Origin of the sequence: Solibacillus sp. FSL W7-1436 (genome assembly GCF_038007305.1) — a bacterium.
Classification (GTDB): Bacteria; Bacillota; Bacilli; order Bacillales_A; family Planococcaceae; genus Solibacillus.
On sequence record NZ_JBBOWV010000001.1, the window covers coordinates 2,761,659 to 2,784,207 of the forward strand.

Genomic DNA, 22,549 nt, shown 5'->3' on the forward strand with positions numbered 1-22,549 from the left:
AACAAAATTTTAAACAACATACAAATACATCGGATTGTAAGGTGCAGTCATGAAAAACTGGATTATCTTTTCGGTTGTCTTTATTTTATCTTTGTCGCTTGTTATTTCAGTGTTCGTATTTTGGAAGGCCGATGCACCGTTTAGTGAAATAGAACAAAAAGCGGAAAGTTTTGCGCTGGATACGAAAGCACTTGCTGTTGTTGATGATTCCTATGTTTACAATGGGAACAAGCCCTATGTCACTGTTTTCGGAGTGGATGAGTATGGGAAGGAAAAGGCAGTCTTCGTCCCGATGAGTTTAGATGAGAATTCAATGCAGGAAGTATTTTTAGCAGATGGCATTACTGAAGAGCAGGCGTTGACTGTTTTTCAGGAAGATACTGATGCGAAAGAGATTCTTCATATGAAGTTAGGATTCGAGGAGCCGGGTCCAGTATGGGAAATTACCTATAAAAGTGAATCCGGCAGCTTGAATTATGTCTATCTTCTATTTGAAGACGGGCAATGGTGGAAACGCATATTGAATTTGTAGAGGAGAGAGCAACATGAAACAATTGTTGGCAAATCGTGTAAAGACTTTAACACCATCTTCAACTTTGGCAATCACAGCTAAAGCGAAAGAGTTAAAGGAGCAAGGTATTGATGTAATTGGTTTAGGGGCAGGGGAGCCGGACTTTAATACACCGGACAATATTTTAAATGCAGCAAAACAATCGATGGATGCTGGACTGACAAAATATACGCCGGCTGGAGGTTTACCTGCTTTAAAGAAAGCAATTATCGATAAATTGGCTCGTGACAATAATCTTACATATAAAGCAAATGAGATAATCGTTGGTGTCGGAGCAAAACACGTTCTGTATACATTGTTCCAAGTTATTTTAAATGAGGGCGATGAAGTAATTATCCCAATTCCTTACTGGGTATCTTACCCTGAACAAGTGAAGCTTGCAGGCGGTGTTCCTGTATATGTGGAAGGAACACAGGAACAGAACTTTAAAATTACAGCACAGCAACTACGTAATGCCATTACAGAGAAAACAAAAGCAGTGATTATTAACTCGCCGTCCAATCCTTCTGGTATGATTTATTCGATGGAAGAATTGGCTGAGCTTGCACAAGTGGCAGAAGAAAAGGATATTTTAATCGTTTCAGATGAAATTTATGAAAAGCTTGTTTACAATGGAATAGAGCATTATTCAATTGCGGAAGTTTCAGACGCAGTGAAAGCACGTACAATTGTTGTGAACGGTGTTGCAAAATCTCACTCTATGACAGGATGGCGCATTGGCTATGCAGCCGGTGACGCGACAATCATTAAAGCGATGACGGATTTAGCATCTCACTCTACTTCAAATGCAACTACGACAGCACAATATGCAACGATTGAAGCATATAACGGTTCCCAGGAAGCAGTTGAAAAGATGAGACAAGCGTTTGAATCACGTTTAGAAGCGATTTTCCCGAAACTTGCAGCAATTCCCGGCGTAAAAGTATTAAAACCACAAGGTGCTTTCTACTTATTGCCGGATGTTTCGGAAACAGCCGAGAAAACAGGCTATACTTCAGTGGATGATTTTGTATCGGCACTATTAACAGAAGCAAATGTTGCGGTCATTCCAGGTTCAGGATTTGGTGCACCAGCGACAATACGTTTATCGTATGCGACATCTTTAGAATTATTAGAAGAAGCAGTACGCCGAATCGATGCCTTTGTTAAAACAAAATGGCAAGATTAAGCGTCCTTGCAACATAAGCTTTGGAGGACTTTATGAAAAAAATTATGATTAAAGATATGCCAAATCATATTGGCGAAACAGTAAAAATTGGTACGTGGTTGGCTAACAAACGTTCTAGCGGTAAATTAGCTTTCCTTCAATTACGTGATGGCTCAGGCTTCGCACAAGGCGTAGTTGTAAAAGCAGAAGTAGGCGAAGAACTTTTCGCAGTAGCTAAAGGCATGACACAGGAAACTTCAATGTATGTTATTGGTGAAGTGAAAGCGGACGAGCGTTCTTCTTTCGGTGCGGAGTTAAATGTTACAGGTATTGAAGTAATCAGTCCTGCTAAAGACTACCCGATTACACCAAAAGAGCATGGTACGGAATTTTTAATGGATAACCGTCACTTATGGTTACGTTCTCGTAAACAACATGCAATCATGAAAGTACGTAATGAAATTATTCGTGCAACATATGAATTTTTCAATGAAAATGGCTTTACAAAAATGGATCCGCCAATCTTAACAGGTTCTTCACCTGAAGGTACGTCAGAGCTGTTCCATACAAAATATTTCGATGAAGACGCATTTCTGTCTCAATCTGGTCAGCTTTACATGGAAGCTGCTGCAATGGCATTAGGAAAAGTATTCTCGTTTGGTCCTACATTCCGAGCGGAAAAATCTAAAACACGTCGTCACTTGATCGAGTTCTGGATGATCGAGCCTGAAATGGCATTTGTTGAGCATGATGAAAGCTTGGAAGTACAGGAACAATACGTATCACATATCGTACAATCTGTTCTGAAAAACTGTAAGCTTGATTTAGAGCGTCTAGGCCGTGATACATCAAAACTAGAAAACGTGAAAGCACCATTCCCGCGTATTTCTTATGATGAAGCGATCGAGTTTTTACATGAGCAAGGCTTTGATGATATTCAGTGGGGTGATGATTTCGGTGCACCACACGAAACAGCAATTGCCAACCATTATGATAAACCAGTATTCATCACATGCTACCCGATCGGTATTAAACCGTTCTACATGCAGCCACACCCGGAGCGCGATGATGTCGTTTTATGTGCAGACTTAATCGCTCCTGAAGGTTATGGTGAGATTATCGGTGGTTCTGAACGTATTTATGATTATGAATTAATGAAATCCCGTTTAGAACAACATAACTTATCGATGGATGCATATGCATGGTATTTAGATTTATGTAAACAAGGTGCAGTACCTCACTCAGGCTTCGGCTTAGGGTTGGAGCGTACAGTTGCATGGATTTCCGGAACAGAACATATCCGTGAATCTATCCCATTCCCACGTTTATTAAACCGTTTATATCCATAATTTATTTTAATTTATACAACGAGAAAACGTCCGGAATTTTGCCGGGCGTTTTGTCGTTACGAGCGCACAAAGGGGGATTCAACTATGTCTAAAAATTTTAATCGAATCCGCGTTTGGACGGACCAATTACAAATTACTATTCCACAATTATTTTTTAAACATTATAGTGAACTGAACATACAAGATGATGAAGCATTAATCATTCTACATTTATTAACGTTCGAACAGGAAGGAATCGACTTTCCGACACCAAATGATCTAGTGCAGCGGACAAATTTTCAATTGACCGCTATTTCTCAAATAATACAACGACTCATGCAAAAAGGTTTTGTCGAAATTTCTCAAAGCACGGATGAGTCCGGACGCCTTGCCGAGAAATATTCGATTTATCCATTATGGGAAAGACTGCTGGATCTACTGCAATCAAAAGCGCAACAACAGGTTTCAACTGCCAACAAATTGGATGAAGCGAAAATATTCCAGCTATTTGAACAAGAGCTGGGACGTCTGCTTTCCCCAATGGAAATAGAGACAATCGGCATGTGGATGGACTTGGATCAGCATAGTCCCGAAATCATAAAAGCCGCCTTAAAAGAAGCGGTCCTTGCTGATAAGGTGAACTTACGCTACATTGACCGTATTTTGATCGAGTGGAAGAAGCGCAACATAAAGACACTCGCTCAAATAGAAAAACATAGTGAGCAATACCGGAAAAATACGATGCCCGCACCGGTTCAACCGGTACATCAGCAAGAAACAGTTCAGAAAACGGAAAAAGTTTCTTTCTATAATTGGTTAGAGGAGCGAGAATAGGAGGACACTGAAACTTTTATGTTAACAAAAGCAAAATGGAATCACTTTTTAGACGAGATGGACCGTATGTATCCGGATGCACATTGTGAATTAGTGCATGACAATCCGTTTGAGTTGACGATTGCGACATTATTATCTGCGCAATGTACGGATGTCCTCGTCAATAAAGTGACGAAACAATTATTTCAGAAATATAAAACACCTCAGGATTATTTAAATGTTTCACTTGAGGAACTGCAAAATGATATTCGTTCAATTGGCCTTTACCGAAGCAAAGCGAAAAATATTCAGTTATTATGTGCACGTCTGCTAAATGAATATGGCGGGGAAGTTCCGGCATCTCGTGAAGAGCTTGTCACATTACCAGGTGTCGGCCGTAAAACAGCAAATGTTGTCTTGTCGGTTGCATTCGATATTCCTGCAATGGCTGTCGATACGCATGTAGAGCGTGTCTCGAAGCGATTAGGGCTTTGCCGGTGGAAAGACAGTGTGCTGGAAGTAGAAGAAACAATCATGAAAAAAACACCGATTGAACGGTGGAGCCGTGCACACCATCAAATTATTTTCTTTGGCCGCTATCATTGTAAAGCGCAAAATCCGGGCTGCGGGTCATGTCCGTTATTGGATGACTGTCGGGAAGGGCAAAAACGTTTGAAAAAAGGTTTGGTAAAATTATGATGATTTCAGTTCAACAAGAAGCAATCTCAAAAGAAGCGGTGGACGCCTGGCACGGTAAATGGGAGACATTGCGTGAAACGATTCATGCTGCCCATGAACGACGTGACGGATCAGCACAGCAATTCATGATAGAAGGAATCGGACATTTTGAACAGTTTATTGTGGATAGTTCTGTTACCGATGCACCGTTTTCAGTGCAAAGCGAGTATGAACTTATGCCAATCAACGGAATGGAACGTCTGCAGTTCATAAAAGCACGTCCAGGGCAATATGCATGCTATCGTCAATTGGACGAACTTTATAAAGAAACGAAAAAGCGCTGTGCAAGGCTGAGAATAAAAAAGTAAAACAACCGAACAATCGTTGTTTCTCGACTTAAATGGAAAACAAAAAACATCAATTTTTCTCCTAGTGAGAAAAATTGATGTTTTTTAGTTTAATCTTCTTCTGAATCTTCAGGTCTTGTTTCGCCGCCCGAAGTCGGTGGGCTAGGCTGGGTCGGTGCTGATGGGTCAGGTTCGGACTCGTCTGGCTCTACAGTATTACCGTTGCCATTCCCGTTGTTGCCATTGTCACTACCGTTTCCATTATTGCCGTTCCCGTTGTTGCCATTGCCGTTATTGCCATTGTTGTTTCCGTTGGCCGGCTGTTCCGGCTGTTCTGCTTCATCCGGTTCTTCAATGGAGTCATTCGGATCTTCAGGCTCTGTTGTTGCATCTCCATCGACGAATAATGCAACGCTTGCCGGATCACTTCGTAAATCACCCGAAATGGCTGTAACCGTAAATGTATATTCTTTCCCTCGTTCGATGCCAGGTACTTGAATTGCGGTTGCGCTTGTCGTTGAAATGACCGTTGCCGGACCGCCATCAACTTTCATCGATACTTCAAATGTAACTGGTTCAGTATCTTCACCGGAACCGTCAAGTGAAGAATGTGACCATGAAACATCCGCCAGTTGTGCTGCATCATTGTATGAAGCTTGTAAACTAGTAGGTGAATCCAGATTTTGTGGAACAAATTCCTCAGTATACTCAGTTGGCTCCGTTCCTTTAACGAACAGCTCTGTTGATTTTTGTGTAGCTGGCGTATATTCATTCGCCAGTTTTAATGGATTCGACCCGACTACGATCGAAGCCGATACGACACTGCTAGGCTGTTTAAATGATGATGACGGGTTATGCTGGTTTAGATCTGTCATGATCGATTTGAATAAATTTTGCGGCAACCAGCGCTCTTCCCATGTTGTAATAGGGTTTTTACGCTCTGAATAGCCGCCCCAAATAGCGATCGAGTAGTTTGTTGTATAGCCGGCAAACCATGTATCCGGTACTGAACCGCTCTTTAAGTTGTACTTTTCAAATTCATCTGATCCATAGTTCGTTGTACCCGTTTTACCTGCGATATCAACGCCTGCTACAGCAGCACGCGGCGCAGAGGCATTGCGTTTGTTGCTGACAACATCACGTAAAATATCCGTTACCATATAAGCTGTATAATCACTCATCGCTTTTTTGGATTCCGGTTTAAATGATTTTGATGTCTTTCCGTCACGGAAAACAATTTTAGTAATGGCATGCGGACTATTATAAGTACCGTCATTGCCGAATGCTGCATAGGAAGCGGCCATTTGGACTGGAGAAATATTGACGTTACCTCCACCAAGTGCTTCCGATTCTGTTAATCCGCTTGATTCAATACCTAAATTGCCTAAAAACTCTTTAGCGCGTTCTGGACCGACTTCACGGAAAGTTTTCACTGCCGGAATATTCCGTGATGTATAGAGCGCTTCACGCACTGTCATTGGACCTAAATAGCGGCCATCCCAGTTACCGATAACCTGATCGGTTCCGGAATATGTCATTTTTTCATCGACCGTAGTTTGACCAGTCGACCATTTTAAATATTCAAATGCTGGCCCGTAATCAATCAATGGTTTTAAAGTCGAACCAGGCTGACGAGTTGTCATATCGTAGGCAAAGTTAAAGTTAAATTCACCTGTATAGTTTCGACCGCCGCCAATCGCACGAATTTCACCTGTTGGTGTATCGATGACCGCAACACCTGCCTGCATCTCTTCAGTAGGGAAGTTGCTGTCATTGTTCATTAAATCTTCTACAATTGTCTGTGCTTTCGGATCTAGCGTTGTATAAACCTTAATCCCCTCGGAAGTCAGTTCGCTATCACCATTTTTTTCAAGTTCTGCTAAAACAACATCCAAAAAGGCAGGATATTTCGTTGTACTGTTTGCTACACGCTCTTCTTCAGGAACAAGTCCGCCAGTAATAGGTTCCTTTTTCGCTTTTTCTGCTTCAGCTTCGGTAATTTTCCCGTGCTGAACCATTAAGCCTAAAACGATATTACGGCGTTTTTTTGCACGGTCCGGCTTTTTATACGGATTATAATTGTTCGGACTTTGCGGCATCCCTGCCAATTGAGCATATTCAGCCAATGATAATTCACTTAATTCTTTTCCGTAAAATTCTTTAGCTGCTGTACCAAAGCCATGAATTCTGCCTGACATCAGGATTTTGTTAAAGTACATTTCGAAAATTTCTTCTTTACTGTACTGACGTTCCAGCTTAATTGCGAGCCAAGCTTCCTGCGCTTTACGCTCCAGCTTTTTCTCATTTGTAAAGAATGAGTTTTTTACAACCTGCTGTGTTATTGTACTCGCACCTTGAGCACCAAATCCGTCACGGAAGTTGGCCAGTACGGCACCGCCAAGACGCCACAGGTCGACACCGAAGTGATCGAAGAATCGAGCATCTTCTGTTGCGATAATCGCGTCAATCATTTGCTGTGGAATATCTTCATATTTTACGTAATTCCGTTTTTCTGCACCAATTGTTGCAAAAAGTTCTCCATTTATATCATAAAACTCCGATGAGATCGGGTCCTTTAATGCATCCTCGTCCAGCTCCGGTGCTTTGCTTACATAGTAGCCAAATAATGCGGCACCACTTAAGAAACCAATTACCCCAATTAAAACGATTGCTAAAACAATGCGCTTAATCCATTTCCCTGCAGAAGTTTTCGGTTTTCTGGATTTTTTGTTTTTTTGTTGACGTTCGCGCTTAATTTGTTCGCGTGTTTTTCTATTTTCCGTCACGATGTTTCTCCTCACTTTCACAAACGTTATTGTTTGCGATTAACTTTTTTACCGCCTGCAAATAGTCGAGCCTTGGTAAATAGCCTTCGGAAATTTCGATGGCATCCTGCTCAAAAACAGCGATTGGTATAGATTTTCTTCCCCCTTCATCCATTGCCGAAAACCATTTTGCCACAACATGGTACGAAATGACAAAATTTCGGTTTAACATGCTGAATCGTACAATGAAAAACGCAACTCCTCGTTGAATTGTTACGGAATGCATATGATCCATTTGGTGAGGGTGAATGTTCTTTAATGGAAAGGATGTTTTGCTATCCGTTTCTTTTGCTTCAAAATCAATGTAATATCCATTCCATACGCCATTATAATCCGTCGTTGAAGGTGTGCGGAAATAAGCCTCTTTAATAACAGCAGCACTTCTGGCCGGATAATCTACTTTGACGATTTGTATAGGAACAGGTTTCTTGTGTATATTTGCCATATTCCTATGTAAATAAAACATATTTGTTTCATTTAGGTCATCTTCTAAGCTTTTTCCACGGTTACTGTAATTGACGGTTCTTTTATTTTTTTCTTTGGCTGAGGATTGAGAATTGGCGGTATCCTTTTTTTTCTCAATCTTTGGCGCACTTTCATAGAGTTTACCGTTTGGATAACGAATCACCATGGAGTCACCTTCTTTCCTGGAAGAAATAATACTTTAATAGTGTATCACAAACAATGTACCCGTTAATAATTTTGTAAAAGCTATGCAAAATATAACTTCTTTTAGCGAATGGACACTATTTTTGCCACATGACAAGGATTCCGTAAAAAAAGAAAGAATCATTGTGCAAAGGGGGCATTATATGTCGAAATTATCACGCTTAATCGAACAAGTTGAAATGGCACAAACATTATTATCACTGCAAATGGAACGCGAGCAATTAAGAATGAAAGTGGAGCATTTAACCAATCTACTCACTGTTTATCAAAAAGTTAGCCTAGCAGAAACAAAGAGTCAAGTAAAGAATGCCTGTTCGCATATAAGTAGTACAAACGAAGAGAATTTGATACACTTAAGAACAAATGTACTTTAGCCTGAATGGGCAAAGACTAATAAAAACTAACTATTGTAGTGAAATACGGTAATTCACGCTACAAAGTTTAAACAGATGAAATTACTCGAGGTGCTCTTTATGCAATTAATAGATGAAACATACCAGTTAATAGAAGAATGTGATGCGTGTCTACACCGTTTTCAGGAAATGCGACGTTTAGACAAGGAGCCGGATTTCTTTAATGAAGTCAAGCCATATGTCGATAATGTTCATACACGTATTCACGAATGGCAGCAGCATGCGGCAAATTGGATAAAAAGCCAGCACCCAAAAAATTTATACGTACAGCAAATTGACCACGCAGCTGATGCGATGGAGCAATTTGTTGTACAGTCTTTTTTTAAAGGAACGAGCAAAAAACGGTTTATCCAATCGATCCAGTCTGCGCAATACACATTGAAGCTACTCGCAGCAAAGATTGAGGAAGGTGAAGACGATGCTTAGCAAAAAAAGAACCATTTCGCAGCTGGTCGACGAGTGGCAATATGATGAGGAAATGAAACAGAATATTGTCGCCATGCATACGATTGATGAAAAGCAGGCCCAGTATGCTGATTTCCCTTCAAATTTACACCCATCAATTATTAAAGCATTGCATGGGCGCGGCATTGAACAGCTTTATATCCATCAGCGCCAGGCATTCGACTATGCGCAACAGCAAAAGAATTTTACAGCGATTACACCGACTGCTTCGGGAAAATCGTATTGCTACCATCTGCCGGTTTTACAGCAAATTCTAGAAGACAGTTCAAGTCGCGCTATTTATCTGTTTCCAACAAAGGCGCTTGCACAGGACCAGAAATCTGATCTTAATGAATTGATTGAACTGATGGATGAGGATATTTTGAGTTACACATATGATGGAGATACTGCACCGGGCATTCGCCAAAAAATCCGGAAAGCCGGTCATATCGTCATGACAAATCCGGATATGCTGCATTCAGGCATTTTACCGCATCATACGAAATGGGTATCCCTATTTGAAAACTTGAAGTACATCGTCATTGATGAGTTACATACGTATAAAGGCGTATTCGGTTCACATGTCGCCCATGTTATAAGAAGACTTCAGCGTATTTGCGAATTTTATGGAAGCAATCCGATTTTTATTTGTACAAGTGCTACAATCAAAAACCCTAAAGAACTGGCAGAAAGCCTGACAAACAGTAAGCATGAGCTGATCGAACAGTCGGGCGCGCCTGTTGGGAAAAAGACATTCATTTTTTACAACCCGCCGATCGTCCACCCGACATTTGGTGTAAGACGGAGCGCAGTGCTCGAAGTCCGCGATATTTCAAAACGCTTGTTTGAAGCGGGCATTCAAACGATTATTTTTGCGAAATCAAGAGTTCGTGTGGAAATGCTCGTGACGTATTTAAAGTCGCTGACATCGAAAAAAATTATGGATGAATCGATTCAAGGGTATCGTGGCGGTTATTTGCCGAGTGAACGTCGAGAAATCGAAAAAGGCTTACGGACAGGATCGATCCAGATGGTCGTCAGTACGAATGCACTTGAATTGGGTGTCGATATCGGCCAATTGCAGGCATGTATTATGACAGGCTACCCGGGGAATATCGCGAGTGCTTGGCAGCAGGCTGGCAGGGCGGGAAGACGTCAGGACGATGCGCTCATAGTATATGTTGCACAATCGACGGCATTGGATCAGTATGTTGTCCAAAATCCTAGTTATCTATTAGGGAGTTCCCCGGAAGAAGCACGTATTAATCCTGAAAACCTGTTGATTTTAATGGAGCATTTAAAATGTGCGGCGTTCGAACTGCCATTTTCGATGGAAGATACGTATGGGGAATATGAAGTTCAGGAACTATTAGCCTATTTAGAAGAAGAGGGTGTGCTTGTACGTACAAGCACGAAATGGCATTGGATGAGCGACAGATTCCCGGCTCATGAAATTTCCCTGCGCTCAGCCGCACAGGAAAATGTTGTCATCATCGATATTTCTACACCAGCCAATACGAAAGTAATCGGCGAAATGGATACTTACAGTGCAATGACCCTTTTACATGAAGAAGCCATCTATTTGCACCAGGGTATTCAGTTCCAGGTCGAAAAGCTCGATTGGGAAGAGAAAAAGGCATTCGTTCGGGAAGTGGATGTCGACTACTTTACAGACGCAAATTTGGCTGTCGAGCTGAAAGTGCTGAGTGAAGATAAATCGGCACCATTTAAAAACTCGACAGTGAGTTACGGAGATGTAAGCATTTTAGCTATTCCGACCATCTTTAAAAAAATCCGTTTTAATACACATGATAATATCGGGTCCGGTCCGATTTCGATTCCACCAATGGAAATGCATACAAACGCGACATGGATGAGCTTTGAGCTGCCGAATAACTGGACGGAAGAACAACTGACCGATGCGCTGACAGGAGCTGCCTATGCAATGGGAAGTTTCATCCCGTTATTTATCCACTGTGACCGGTCTGATGTGTCGGTTGTCCCTCAAGTAAAAGCGGTTCATAATGAAAAACCGACGTTGTTTATATATGACAGTTACCCTGGTGGTATCGGTTTAAGTGAACGGGTGTACGATGTATTGCTGTCGCTGCTTGAAAGAACAGCACAGCATGTGGAAAATTGTCCGTGTCAGCAAGGGTGTCCTTCATGTATTGGTGCGCAGGATAGTTTAGGAGAAAACAAAAAACAAGTTATGAAAGTATTAAATATTTTAATTAACGAAATGATGTGAGAACATGTCGTATGAAAATAAGCTATTGCAAATGAAAAAACTGCTGGGCAAAAAAACGGAGCAAAAAAAAGAAAAACCAAAATTCATGAAACCCGATCCGCCTTTATACAGCGAACAATGGCAGCAGGCAGGACTTGAACTTGTAGAAAATGAATTTGGCATGCTTTTTAAACGGGAAGTACATTATCCATATGATTATCAGCATGGTGACTATAAGCTTGGGGAATTGTTTCCATCCTTAAAGCGCTGGAAGTCCCAGGCCGAGGATCATCCTTTTGCCATTAGCGATGATGAAACGATCGTGTTTTTTGATACAGAAACAACCGGATTAAAAGGCGCGGGTACCCATATTTTTTTACTCGGTTTTTTGGAAGCGGATGATGAAGGATTTACGCTTACACAATATGTATTGGCGGACCCTTCGAATGAAGCGGCCCTTCTTTTCGAATCAAAGCTGTGGCAGCGAAATGTAACGATTGTTTCCTATAACGGAAAAAGTTTCGACTGGCCGCAGCTCCAAGTGCGCTGGACATTGAACCAGCAATTTTTGCCGCCGTTGAAATCACAGCGGCAGATTGATTTGCTGCATAGTACGAAACGACTTTGGAAAGATGATTTATCACGCATGAAGCTAACACAAGTAGAACAGGATAAGCTTGGCTTTTACAGAGTCGGGGATATACCGGGGCATTTAGCTCCGATTATATACTTTGATGCGGTTAAGAGCGGAAATGCGGAAACACTGATGAAAGTACTGTTGCATAATGAATGGGATTTACTGTCTCTAATTACATTGTATATACATTCGACGAATTTATTGTTTGATGATATATCAACGGAATCGGCAACAACGTATACGAATATCGGGAAATGGTTTGGAGATTTGAAAAAGCGTCAGACAAGTACGGAAATACTGCAGGCGGTGACAGCACATTTCGATACAAAGGATACCGGTTATGCACATTTTTATTTAGCATATGAATTGAAGCGGATTGGAGAAACGGATTTAGCGATCCAATCATTCCAAACAGCGCTTCCTGCCATTCCTGTCAGAAAACAGCTACAGGCATATGAACAACTGGCCATGCTGTATGAACATAAAGTAAAGGATTACGAGCAGGCATATATTTATACGGAAATAGGGAATAATTTACTTCCTGAAATACCATTTCTAAAAGAAACCCAGCTTCAAAATCAGCGGAAAAACTGGAAGAAAAGACTAAGCCGTCTGAACAATAAAAGAAATAAAATTTTTTTCGACAAATAATCAAAAATTTTTCGACATCTAGAAGATATGTAGTCGTCCCATTTGTCTGACCTATGCTATAATAAATCAAAGAAGTAGCGTGATGGAAGGACGAGGAATAATGGATATTAAATTAACAGCTGACCATATACTGGAAAAAGAATTCAAAAAGAGCATGAAAGGTTATAACATTGATGAAGTGGATCAATTTTTGGATCTGATTCGTGAAGATTATGACACATTTACTGCAAAGATTGCTTCCTTGGAAGAGGAGAATGAGCGCTTAAAGCAAGAGCTGGCAAATTCAAGCCGCAAATCGGCGGTTGCTCCTGCTCCAACAGCCAATAGTACAAACTTCGATATTTTAAAGCGACTTTCAAACTTGGAAAAACATGTTTTCGGGAGCAAGCTTTACGAATAGTTAAACTATTCATGGGAATATTGTTTTTTTTCTATTATTGCAGTATACTTTATTCATACATCAATATTCGAGTAATCGCTGCGACTTTAATGTCGTAGAGGAAAGTCCATGCTCACACGGTGCTGCGATGCCCGTAGTGTTCGTGCTTACTGAAAAAATAAGGTAAGGCAAGAGAATTTCTCTTGACGGCGGAAGGAACTCCTAAGTCTTTTAGATATGGACGAAACTTCCTGAAAGTGCCACAGTGACGGAGCTTATAGTGAAAACTATGAGGTGGAACGAGGTAAACCCCATGAGTGAGAAACCCAAATTATGGTAGGGGCACTCTCCTGAAGGAATTGAACGGATGGAGGGACGGTCAGATTGACCGTAGATAGATGATTACTACCTAGTCGTACGAGGCGCAAGCTGCTTGAGTACTTAGGAACAAAACATGGCTTATTGATTATTGATGCTTTTTTGAACATATAAAAGGGCTCTCCATTCTTTTGTGGAGAGCCTTTCTTAGTAGAAAAAATTATTTTAAATATAAAAATAAAGATTCATGATGGGGAATTAGGGAACTAAATCAATAAAACTGCACCTGCTTCCATCGGAGTGAATAGATAAAAACTGTTCTTTATATAAGGGTGATATGTCTTGAGCGAATTGAAGTCTAATAAATCCATCATGCAAGAACTCGCGTTGTCTCAATTTCCAAAACAATTAATCGAAAGAGTTTTTGAAAATATTGCGGAAGGTATTATGATTACCGACCGAAATAGAAGAATTTTATCGATTAATGTTGCTTTTGAATTTGTAACAGGCTTTAAATTAGAAGAGGTACAAGGAAAAAAACCAACTATTTTGCAGTCTGGTGTACATGACAGAACTTTTTATATTAATATGTGGAAACAGATCGGCAAGACAGGCATGTGGCAAGGTGAAATTTGGAATAGACGCAAGACGGGTGAATTATACCCTGAATGGCTGACAATACTGGCTATTAAAGATGAAGCAGGTAAGATTACAAATTACTGCGGCATTTTTACAGATTTGTCGGAACGTAAGATTGTAGAAGATGAACTTGAAAAAAGAGCTCTTCATGACTCATTAACAGAGGTGTGCAATCGTTTTGCCTATATTGAACGAATGAATGCACTGTTGGAAGTGACGGAGAAAAAGGATCTGCCGATACAGCATGCCGTTCTTTTTATGGATTTAGACCGTTTTAAGCAAGTGAACGATTTGCTCGGCCATGCCATTGGTGACCAGTTATTGGTGGAAGTATCCAAGCGTGTAAAAACATTAGTGAGAAATAAGGATATTATAGCGCGCTTTGGCGGGGATGAATTTGTCATTACATTGGCAAATATCCAACATCCAAGAGAAGCTGCAAACTTTGCTGAACAGGTGCTCCGGGTTTTTGAAGCACCGATGAAAGTTCATGATCAGGATGTCTATATATCGACAAGTATGGGAATCAGTATATACCCGGAGGATGGCACGACTACAGAACAACTATTGAATCGTGCCGATCGGGCCATGTCATTTTCAAAAGATAATGGGCGTAATTGCTACTCGTTCTATTTTGACGAATTGGAAACCGATTCGAATCGGGTGCTGACACTTGATAGTGAACTCCGTAAAGCGATTGAAAACAGGGAATTTACGCTTGCCTACCAGCCGAAAGTTAGTACTGCAAACAATGAAATTGTCGGAATCGAAGCATTGGTACGTTGGAAAAGTGAGAAACTCGGCTTTGTATCACCTGCTGAATTTATCGAGCATGCCGAAGAATCAGGTTTAATCATCCCGCTAAGCGAGATGATTTTCGAGCTTGCATGTGATGGCTATCATCAGCTTGTTTCTGCCGGATACCCGAATGTACCGATTGCCGTAAATGTGTCGAGTATTCATTTCCAGCAGCAAAGCTTCCTGGATTCGGTTCAAAAAATTTTGGAGCGGAATAATGCTTCCGCACAAAGTTTTGAAATCGAAGTGACAGAGCGGACAGTGATGAACAGTGCGCAGGAGACAGTAAGTAAATTAGTAAAACTGAAGCAATTAGGTTTTAAACTTTCAATCGATGACTTCGGGACAGGGTATTCTTCATTAAGTTACTTAGTGCGATTCCCGCTCGATGTACTGAAAATTGACCGCAGCTTTATTCAGCATATTTGCTCGCTTGATGATAAGCAGGCAATTGTCGATGCGATTATTCAAATGGCGCATCGCCTGCAGATGAAAGTAGTAGCTGAAGGTGTGGAAACTGGCCAACAAGTCGATTTGCTTAAATCGCTGGGCTGTGATTATATTCAAGGGTATTACTACAGTAAACCTTTGCCTATGGAAGAATTAATCGACTTCATCCATTTTTGGGAAGTTGAGCATCAAGGAAGGATTTAAAAGCATGACAAAATTTAATTTAGTTGCAACAGCTGCGATGGGCCTGGAGGCAATTGTAGCAGAAGAAGTACGTGATCTAGGATACGAAACACGTGTCGATAACGGCAAAGTATATTTTGAAGGCGATGAGATGGCGATTGCCCGCACGAATCTGTGGCTGCGTGTAGCGGACCGTGTGAAAATCGTCGTTGCCCAATTCCCGGCTAAAACATTTGACCAGCTATTTGAAGGGGTTAAAGCAGTTCAATGGGAAAAATACTTACCGGTGGATGCGAATTTCCCGGTATCAGGTAAATCGGTCAAATCGACATTATTCAGTGTACCTGATTGTCAGGCAATCACGAAAAAAGCAATTGTTGAACGCATGAAACTTGCTTATAAACGTTTAGGGTTTTTAGATGAGTCAGGCCCGACATTTAAAATCGAAATTTCGATTTTGAAAGATATGGCAACATTAACAATCGATACATCGGGTGTCGGCCTGCATAAACGCGGATACCGCACGACACAAGGTGAAGCACCATTAAAAGAAACATTAGCAGCAGCATTGGTGAAAATTTCAAAATGGTCACCAAGCCGTCCATTCGTAGATCCTTTCTGTGGTTCAGGAACGATTGCACTGGAAGCCGCTATGATTGGCCAGAATATCGCACCGGGCTATAACCGTGAATTTATTTCGGAATCATGGCCATGGATGAAGCAGGATATTTGGGATAAAGCGCGTGATGAGGCGGATTCATTAGCGAACTATGATCAGGAATTAACAATCATCGGTACGGATATCGATCATAAAATGGTTGCGATCGCGCAAGAAAATGCACTTGAAGCTGGCTTTGGCGATTTATTGACATTCAAGCAAATGCAGGCGACAGATTTCACAACGAAGCTGACAGATGGGGTTATTGTTACAAACCCGCCATATGGTGAGCGTATCGGTGAAGTGGAAGAAATCGAGAAAATGCTGCGCCAGTTTGGTCAAGTTATGCAAAATTATCCGACATGGTCAGTGTACATGCTGTCATCAATGGAAGACTTTGAAGTACATTATGGTAAAAAAGCGACGAAAAAGCGTAAATTATTCAACGGATTCATCCGCACAGATCTATACCAGTATTGGGGTCAAAAATCTAAGCGCGAAGATTAATAACGAAGAGCGTGTCCGAGAAGACATTCCGGAGAACGCTCTTTTTGTTGCATATTATTAGTCTTTTTTATGTAAATCATTGTATAATGATGAGTACGGAATTTTTTAATATAAATTGTAAATTGTTAGTATTTGCGGAAGGAATTGTAATCATCCCTTCCGCCTCATATTGAGGGGGAACATCCATTTGAGAAAATCTTTACCTTTTGAATTATCGAGAGAGAAAACTTTCTTCGACTCTTTAGGAGATTGGTTAGGCGATGTCCTGTATGACGAATTGCCTGAACGAGGATTTGAATGTCGTGACGAACAAATTTTCATGGCTTACCAAATAGAGCAAGCTTTAAAAGAAAAGAACGTGTTATTCGCGGAAGCGGGTGTAGGAACAGGAAAAACGATTGCCTACTTATTACCGGCTGTATCCTATGCACGTTATACTGGAAAACCGGCACTTATTGCCTGTGCAGATGAAACTTTAATCGACCAGCTCGTAAAAGAGGGCGGCGATATTCATAAACTTCGTGATGTATTAGGCCTGGATATTGATGTCCGCCTTGCAAAATCACGTGACCAATATTTATGTTTAAAACGTTTTGAAGAAGCGGAAAAAACAGAAACAGACGAGTGGATTGATGATATTGCTTTTTCAATTCCGGATGGGGTATATGCACAGGGCAGTATGATTGCCTTGCAGCCTTACGGGGAGCGTTCGGATTATCCATTAGTGACGGATGAAGACTGGGAGAAAGTAAACTACAATTCAATCATGCAATGTGCGGTATGTGATTTACGTAATCGCTGCGGCCAGACATTACACCGTGCACATTACCGTAAGTCGACGGACCTGATCATTTGTTCGCAAGACTTTTTAATGGAACATTTGGCGACAAAAGAATCACGTGAACGTGAAGGGCAGTTACCGCTATTACCGGAAGTTTCAATGATGGTGCTTGATGAAGGACATTTACTTGAATATGCAGCCCAAAAAGCATTAACGTACAAAGTTCAGGCTTATACGATTGTTGAGTTATTGGAACGATTAATGGTCGATGGTGTCCGTGAACGTACATTATATGCGATGGAACATTTACAAGATCACCATGAACTGTTTTTTGACCAGTTGCGTGAAGATGTCGTTCAATCTGAAGAAGACCGTAAACGCATTGTGAAATCAGAGCGACTGATCCACTTAGGCGAGCGCGTAATTGCATATGTCGACCAGCTGCTGGAAGAATTCGTTTTCGAATCTGAACTTTATATGATTCCGGAATATGAACTGAATATGGCGGAAGAGTTTTTAGAACATTATGTTGCGGCAATTCGTATTTTTGTTGCACAGGGCGATGCGGTTGATTGGCTGGAGGATACGGATGGAGAAGAGACGCTCGTAATTATGCCACGCCTTATTACAGATGTACTTTCCGAAACATTATTCTCGAAAAAAATGCCAATCGTATTCTCATCGGCTACACTTTCGGTAAATAAGGACTTCAGCTATATCGCATCAAGCTTAGGTATTGAAAGCTATCAAAGCTTCAGTGTACCATCACCGTTTGATTACGAAGAAGTAATGAAAATTTATTTACATGAACTTTTGCAATCTGAAAAAACTGCAAAAGTAGAGCAGCTTTTGAAAGATGATAAACAAACGTTAATTTTATTTAAATCAAAACAGGCAATGAATCAATTTAAATCAGATGTAGGTTTAATGGAACGCTTGAATATTGCATTCGAAGGCGACAGAGAGCTTTCGGCAATTGTACGTGAGTTCCAAAACGGTGAAGTGAAAACATTATGTTCATATCATTTATGGGAAGGCTTGGATTTACCGGAAGAAGCGTTAACGCGCGTCATTATTTTCGACTTGCCATTCCCGCCGCATGACCCGTTGTTTGATGCAAAACGTTCATTTGCCCAAAATCCGTTCGAAGAGGTGGAGTTACCATTCATGCAGCTTCGTCTTCAACAAGGGATGGGCCGTTTAATTCGTACATCGAATGACCATGGCGACATTCACATTTTATTGAATACTGAAGAAGCAAGCGTGAAATCACACTTCACAGATATTTTAGCAGTAGACCCACAATAGTTTTCAACCCCGTTCGAGTGTTTCGAACGGGTTTTTTGTTTTAAATTTGCTTGGGCAGTCGGATATTCTGATCAGACGTAGTGATGTTCTAATATAATTCAACTAAAAAAACCTTTCATTGACATAATCAATAAAAGGTAATAATTTACTCTTCTTCAGTATCAATTGTATAAAGAATAATTAAATCCCCGATACCTTCCAATATGGCCGGTATTTTAAATGCTTGCTTAAAACCGTATAATTTCGTATGTCCGACCATCACGGTAGGTGGCGTAATATCAAGCTCCAAATCATGTTGGACCGTATATGTACATAAATTACCGGCAATCATATTCCCCAGTTCGCCTGTAAAGGACTCGAGCATAGCACCCTCTAAAGGCATTCCGAACATCGCGGAGCCGATTGCACTAAAACTTTCCGGTGTGCCATCGATGATAATTCTTCCTTTAATATCACCAACTAATCCAATTAGCACTCCCATCTCAAGTTGTTCATACGGTTCATTTATGATAGAAGGAGATTTTACATCTATAATCATAGGCAGTATTGTTTTTATTGAATGAATTGTCCCGTTTAAAATAGTTTGAATGTGCGCCGAATTACTCAATAATGTTTTCTCCTTACTAGACTTTTAATTCATATTAACATGTTACTTTAGTGTATGTATAGAAGAAATTAAAATCAGACTGTATTGACAGAAAATTTCGGAGCATATATAATGAAAATGATAATTATTATCATTAAATAGGGCGGTGTTTAAAATGTTGTATGCTTTTATCGGGGCAACAGTAATCGTTTATTTGGCAATTGGAAACTATGTGTTAAAAAATACAGCGAACTAGAAGTGAAATATAGAAAATTATTCATCGCATTGCCCCTTAGGCAATGCGATTTTTATGTTTGTGCGGGAGCGGATGCCGGTACAGGAGATGAGAATGCCGTATCATCCGCTTTCATTGGTTATGCTAAATGTTAGAATTATACAATATATTTACACGGGAAAAAGGAAATAATAACTGGAGAGGAGGGTAAATGATAGTAAAATGAGGAGGTGAGCAGCTAGTTACGGCAACTAGTGTCCAATGAACAAACTACAAAAAATTTATGAACAGGCAAAGCAAATGACAGCAAGTGGCCAGGTCGCCTCGTATATACCAGCGCTTGCTGCTGCGAATAATGATTTATTTGCGGTAAGTTTACTAAGTGCAGAACAGGAAATCGAATTAGGTGATTGTACAGAAACGTTTACGCTTCAAAGTGTCGTGAAAGTAATCAGTTTTATGGTCGCAGCAAATCATCACGGTATTGAGGAGATCATGCATTATGTTGATGTGGAGCCGACAGGAGACTCCTTCAATTCGATCGTCCGCTTGGAAGGTCATAATAATAAGCCATTCAATCCGATGATTAATGCGGGGGCGATAACGATTGCTTCGTTACTTCCGGGTGAGACAATGTTTGAAAAAGTGAAATCTGTCACGGCATATTTAGAAAAGATGATCGGAAAGAAAGTGCATATTAATAATGAAATCTATTTTTCCGAGTACCAGTCGGCAGATTATAACCGGGCAATCGCCTATATTTTACAGGCGAATGGTTTCCTGAAATCTGATGTAGAGGAAGCGCTTCAAGTCTATTTACAGCTCTGCTCGATTTCAGTAGATGTGTCGGATTTAGCGAAAATGGCCTATTATTTTGCGACTAATGGAAAGGGTAGTGAAGCTTGCTGCAATAAAGAGGTCATTAATATAGCAAAAGCTTTAATGCTCACATGCGGAATGTACAATGCATCCGGAAAATTTGCAGCATTTGTAGGGTTGCCGGCAAAGAGCGGTGTATCCGGGGCTATCATTGCCGTAGTCCGAAATGGTGAAATAGAACAATTGAAAGGTCCGATTGGAATCGGCATATATGGACCAGCAATCGATCAGGTCGGCAATAGTGTAGCAGGCATCGATTTTTTGATGCATCTGTCAAAGGAATACGATTTATTTTGTCTCTAATAGAAAAAAGGAACATACCTGCAAGAGTGAAGGTATGTTCCTTTTAGTTTAACAATAAGGAAGAAGTTCAATAATTTTCGTTGCCGTGTTTTTTACGAAAGTTGCGTCATGCTCCACAAATAATAAAGTCGGTTTAAATTGAGCAATCATTTTTTCAATCTGCTGCTGGTTAAATACATCCAAATAGTTCAGCGGTTCATCCCAAATATAAAATTCTGCTTCGAGTCCGAGCGACTTAGAAAATTCGACTTTCTTTTGCTGACCCATGCTCATTTTTTCGATTGGTACTTGAAAAACATCACGGTTAAAACCGAAAATACGTAAATTGTTCAAAAATAATGTGTAGTCGATTTGCTGTTCAAAGGCAAAATCTTTTAACATCCCCCGGTTAACCTCATAATTTTGGCGGATGACACTTGTGCTCAATCCTTGCGGCATCATCATTTCGCCGTCTGCCGAACCGGAAAATGTACCTTGTAAATATTGAACAAGTGATGTTTTACCACTGCCGTTCGGTCCGACAATGGCAACTTGTTCCCCTTGAAAAATTTCAAAAGAAATGGGTTGGAACAGTGGTTGATCATTGTAGCTTAACGTAAGGTTTTTCACCCGAAGGACAGGATTACGATGCTTAAATTGACAGTTGATCGTCAAATCGCTTATCGTTTCAATATTTTTCAACAGCTTCGTTTTATCCTCGATTTTTTCCTGTGTGCGTTTTTCAATTGCTTTTGCTCGTTTATTCATTCGCTTTGCAATGGCATTCCCGAACGGTTCATTCCCTGAAGGCTTTTCACGTTGCGCCGCCCAGTTGGACTTTTCACGAGCCGTTTTTTGCAGCCGGTTGATTTCCGTGTTTAAAGAGCGATTTTGCTCAAGTTCAAACTCGTCCTGCAGCTTCTTCTGCTGTTCATAGATTGAGAAGTTCCCTTTGTATAGGCTAAGCTGGCTTTTTTCAATCGCCAAAATATGCGTGACCACTTCATCGATAAATTGTCGGTCATGACTGACGACGATAAAGCCTTTTTTCTTTTTTAAATAGTTTGCAACGATAGACCGGCCTTTCATATCGAGATGATTCGTCGGTTCATCGAGCAGAAGAAAACGATTTTCCTCACAGAAGACAGCAGCAAGCATAACTTTTGTTTGTTCGCCGCCTGACAATTGCTCAAAGGGCATCCATAACAACGATGGATCGAGCGACAAAAGCTGACATTCCCGCTCAAGCTTCCATAACTCAGCTGGCATTACTGCATCAATCGCATAATACGTACTAACTTTCGGATCCTGAATGGCAAGGGGGAAATAATGAAACTCTTCATCACTTGATACTGTTCCGCTATACGGTAATTTGTTTTGCAGCAAATGAAGCAGCGTCGTTTTTCCACGACCATTACGGCCGATCAGACCAAGTTTCCAAGTATTATCGATCGTTATGTTAATGTTGTTAAATAATGGTTCTTCAAGTAAGTCATAGCTAAATGATATATTTTTCATTTCTATTGGCATATATGCATACCTCCAAATTTTGATTTGAAAGTATACGCATTCACAAAGAATATTTGTATATAAAAAATCCTTCTGAAAAAGTCAGAAGGATTAGTAATCATACGTAAATAAGCCTTTAAGTTCGCTAAAGGAGCATAAATGGGCAGACTAATCCTATTTTATGTGAAAATGCGTATACATTTTTACGTGTAAAATAGAATTATTTAATCATCAGCCATTCATTTTCCTTTCCAGTAAATTACTAGTAGTATGCCATAGATTGT

At 40.5% G+C, this 22,549-nt stretch carries 19 protein-coding genes and 1 other RNA gene; 16 read left to right on the plus strand and 4 right to left on the minus strand.

Translation table 11 applies throughout. The features are described from left to right. The first annotated feature begins 49 nt into the window (after positions 1 to 49). From MKX73_RS13575 to MKX73_RS13600, 6 genes are all read left to right on the plus strand, one after another. A complete protein-coding gene (locus MKX73_RS13575) occupies positions 50 to 532 on the plus strand; it encodes a cell wall elongation regulator TseB-like domain-containing protein (RefSeq protein WP_340717896.1) in 483 nt (160 codons plus the stop codon). A gap of 13 nt (positions 533 to 545) precedes the next feature. Next, positions 546 to 1,739, plus strand: a complete 1,194-nt coding sequence (locus tag MKX73_RS13580) for a pyridoxal phosphate-dependent aminotransferase (RefSeq protein WP_340717897.1) — start codon at positions 546 to 548, stop codon at positions 1,737 to 1,739. A gap of 32 nt (positions 1,740 to 1,771) precedes the next feature. Further along, positions 1,772 to 3,067, plus strand: a complete 1,296-nt coding sequence (asnS, locus tag MKX73_RS13585; RefSeq protein ID WP_251688827.1) for an asparagine--tRNA ligase — start codon at positions 1,772 to 1,774, stop codon at positions 3,065 to 3,067. Between the two features lie 84 nt (positions 3,068 to 3,151). After that, complete coding sequence (locus tag MKX73_RS13590; protein WP_340717898.1) at positions 3,152 to 3,880, plus strand: DnaD domain-containing protein; 729 nt, start codon at positions 3,152 to 3,154, stop codon at positions 3,878 to 3,880. Positions 3,881 to 3,898: 18 nt separating this feature from the next. Next, on the plus strand, positions 3,899 to 4,558 hold the full coding sequence (gene nth / locus MKX73_RS13595) for an endonuclease III (RefSeq protein WP_340717899.1): 660 nt from the start codon (positions 3,899 to 3,901) through the stop codon (positions 4,556 to 4,558). Then, positions 4,555 to 4,905, plus strand: coding sequence for a YpoC family protein (locus tag MKX73_RS13600; RefSeq protein ID WP_340717900.1), 351 nt, complete (start codon positions 4,555 to 4,557; stop codon positions 4,903 to 4,905). Before nth ends, MKX73_RS13600 begins: the two co-directional genes overlap by 4 nt. An 89-nt stretch (positions 4,906 to 4,994) precedes the next feature. On the opposite strand, the gene MKX73_RS13605 is transcribed toward MKX73_RS13600, so the two are convergent. After that, a complete protein-coding gene (locus MKX73_RS13605; RefSeq protein ID WP_340717901.1) occupies positions 4,995 to 7,670 on the minus strand; it encodes a PBP1A family penicillin-binding protein in 2,676 nt (891 codons plus the stop codon). Beyond that, positions 7,657 to 8,340 carry a Holliday junction resolvase RecU gene (gene recU, locus MKX73_RS13610; RefSeq protein WP_340717902.1) on the minus strand — a complete coding sequence of 228 codons (684 nt, stop codon included), beginning with the start codon at positions 8,338 to 8,340 and terminating at the stop codon, positions 7,657 to 7,659. Before recU ends, MKX73_RS13605 begins: the two co-directional genes overlap by 14 nt. Positions 8,341 to 8,521: 181 nt before the next feature. Here recU and MKX73_RS13615 point away from each other — a divergent pair, with 181 nt between their 5' ends. From MKX73_RS13615 to MKX73_RS13655, 9 genes are all read left to right on the plus strand, one after another. Beyond that, complete coding sequence (locus MKX73_RS13615; RefSeq protein WP_340717903.1) at positions 8,522 to 8,752, plus strand: molecular chaperone; 231 nt, start codon at positions 8,522 to 8,524, stop codon at positions 8,750 to 8,752. 99 nt (positions 8,753 to 8,851) lie between these two features. Continuing rightward, complete coding sequence (locus MKX73_RS13620) at positions 8,852 to 9,217, plus strand: YppE family protein (protein ID WP_340717904.1); 366 nt, start codon at positions 8,852 to 8,854, stop codon at positions 9,215 to 9,217. Next, complete coding sequence (locus tag MKX73_RS13625) at positions 9,210 to 11,486, plus strand: DEAD/DEAH box helicase (protein ID WP_340717905.1); 2,277 nt, start codon at positions 9,210 to 9,212, stop codon at positions 11,484 to 11,486. The genes MKX73_RS13620 and MKX73_RS13625 overlap by 8 nt, the downstream gene beginning before the upstream one ends. Before the next feature lie 4 nt (positions 11,487 to 11,490). Beyond that, entirely contained in the window at positions 11,491 to 12,753 is a 1,263-nt protein-coding gene (locus tag MKX73_RS13630) for a ribonuclease H-like domain-containing protein (protein WP_340717906.1), read from the plus strand. A 100-nt stretch (positions 12,754 to 12,853) separates the two neighbouring features. Further along, a complete protein-coding gene (gene gpsB, locus MKX73_RS13635; RefSeq protein ID WP_079528712.1) occupies positions 12,854 to 13,153 on the plus strand; it encodes a cell division regulator GpsB in 300 nt (99 codons plus the stop codon). Positions 13,154 to 13,216: 63 nt separating this feature from the next. Next, positions 13,217 to 13,599, plus strand: an RNA gene (gene rnpB, locus MKX73_RS13640) — RNase P RNA component class B. A gap of 193 nt (positions 13,600 to 13,792) precedes the next feature. After that, positions 13,793 to 15,541 (plus strand): putative bifunctional diguanylate cyclase/phosphodiesterase, encoded by a 1,749-nt coding sequence (locus MKX73_RS13645; RefSeq protein ID WP_340717907.1) that lies wholly within the window; start codon positions 13,793 to 13,795, stop codon positions 15,539 to 15,541. A 4-nt stretch (positions 15,542 to 15,545) separates the two neighbouring features. Further along, entirely contained in the window at positions 15,546 to 16,685 is a 1,140-nt protein-coding gene (locus tag MKX73_RS13650; RefSeq protein WP_340717908.1) for a THUMP domain-containing class I SAM-dependent RNA methyltransferase, read from the plus strand. Positions 16,686 to 16,872: 187 nt separating this feature from the next. Beyond that, entirely contained in the window at positions 16,873 to 18,774 is a 1,902-nt protein-coding gene (locus MKX73_RS13655) for an ATP-dependent DNA helicase (protein WP_340717909.1), read from the plus strand. Positions 18,775 to 18,919: 145 nt separating this feature from the next. On the opposite strand, the gene MKX73_RS13660 is transcribed toward MKX73_RS13655, so the two are convergent. Then, positions 18,920 to 19,381: a chemotaxis protein CheX gene (locus MKX73_RS13660; protein ID WP_340717910.1), complete on the minus strand. Its 462-nt coding sequence runs from the start codon at positions 19,379 to 19,381 to the stop codon at positions 18,920 to 18,922. Between the two features lie 475 nt (positions 19,382 to 19,856). Between MKX73_RS13660 and glsA the strand changes: the two genes are divergently transcribed. Continuing rightward, complete coding sequence (gene glsA / locus MKX73_RS13665) at positions 19,857 to 20,777, plus strand: glutaminase A (RefSeq protein WP_340717911.1); 921 nt, start codon at positions 19,857 to 19,859, stop codon at positions 20,775 to 20,777. Positions 20,778 to 20,825: 48 nt separating this feature from the next. Here glsA and abc-f read toward each other — a convergent pair whose 3' ends face one another. Next, complete coding sequence (gene abc-f / locus MKX73_RS13670) at positions 20,826 to 22,286, minus strand: ribosomal protection-like ABC-F family protein (protein ID WP_340717912.1); 1,461 nt, start codon at positions 22,284 to 22,286, stop codon at positions 20,826 to 20,828. Positions 22,287 to 22,549 lie beyond the last annotated feature (263 nt).

Coding starts and splice junctions, on each gene's coding strand:
- MKX73_RS13575 (WP_340717896.1), top strand. CDS start 50: ATGAAAAACTGGATTATCTTTTCGGTTGTCTTTATTTTATCTTTGTCG.
- MKX73_RS13580 (WP_340717897.1), top strand. CDS start 546: ATGAAACAATTGTTGGCAAATCGTGTAAAGACTTTAACACCATCTTCA.
- asnS (WP_251688827.1), top strand. CDS start 1,772: ATGAAAAAAATTATGATTAAAGATATGCCAAATCATATTGGCGAAACA.
- MKX73_RS13590 (WP_340717898.1), top strand. CDS start 3,152: ATGTCTAAAAATTTTAATCGAATCCGCGTTTGGACGGACCAATTACAA.
- nth (WP_340717899.1), top strand. CDS start 3,899: ATGTTAACAAAAGCAAAATGGAATCACTTTTTAGACGAGATGGACCGT.
- MKX73_RS13600 (WP_340717900.1), top strand. CDS start 4,555: ATGATGATTTCAGTTCAACAAGAAGCAATCTCAAAAGAAGCGGTGGAC.
- recU (WP_340717902.1), bottom strand. CDS start 8,340: ATGGTGATTCGTTATCCAAACGGTAAACTCTATGAAAGTGCGCCAAAG.
- MKX73_RS13615 (WP_340717903.1), top strand. CDS start 8,522: ATGTCGAAATTATCACGCTTAATCGAACAAGTTGAAATGGCACAAACA.
- MKX73_RS13620 (WP_340717904.1), top strand. CDS start 8,852: ATGCAATTAATAGATGAAACATACCAGTTAATAGAAGAATGTGATGCG.
- MKX73_RS13625 (WP_340717905.1), top strand. CDS start 9,210: ATGCTTAGCAAAAAAAGAACCATTTCGCAGCTGGTCGACGAGTGGCAA.
- MKX73_RS13630 (WP_340717906.1), top strand. CDS start 11,491: ATGTCGTATGAAAATAAGCTATTGCAAATGAAAAAACTGCTGGGCAAA.
- gpsB (WP_079528712.1), top strand. CDS start 12,854: ATGGATATTAAATTAACAGCTGACCATATACTGGAAAAAGAATTCAAA.
- MKX73_RS13650 (WP_340717908.1), top strand. CDS start 15,546: ATGACAAAATTTAATTTAGTTGCAACAGCTGCGATGGGCCTGGAGGCA.
- glsA (WP_340717911.1), top strand. CDS start 19,857: ATGAACAAACTACAAAAAATTTATGAACAGGCAAAGCAAATGACAGCA.
- abc-f (WP_340717912.1), bottom strand. CDS start 22,286: ATGCCAATAGAAATGAAAAATATATCATTTAGCTATGACTTACTTGAA.